General features: G+C 62.1%; 1 pseudogene. It reads left to right on the top strand.

The annotated features are described in order from the left end of the window. A pseudogene (locus EN859_RS38945) lies at window positions 1-280 on the top strand (site-specific integrase); the annotation flags it as partial.

Here is a 280-nt window from a genome sequence, read left to right as displayed (position 1 = left end):
AACAACCGCGCCGCGTGTACGTACAAAGGCCGGGAAGGAACAAAGGTTCAGAGAACTCGGGGAGGACTCGGAATCGGTTAGGCAGCGTCGTGCAACGGCCAATCGCGTTCTCACGACGCTTAAGGCCGCGCTCAATTATGCCTGGAGGGAAGGGAAGGCGGCTTCCGATCGGGAATGGCGGCGCGTCGAGCCGTTCGAAGACGTCGAGAGCGCCCGCGTCCATTATCTCTCGATCGCCGAGGCTCAGCGGCTTGTGAACGCCGCATCGGGCAAGTTCCGG

The organism is Mesorhizobium sp. M00.F.Ca.ET.216.01.1.1 (genome assembly GCF_004010325.2).
Taxonomy (GTDB): Bacteria; Pseudomonadota; Alphaproteobacteria; order Rhizobiales; family Rhizobiaceae; genus Mesorhizobium.
This window is presented reverse-complemented; position numbering and strand designations above follow the sequence as displayed.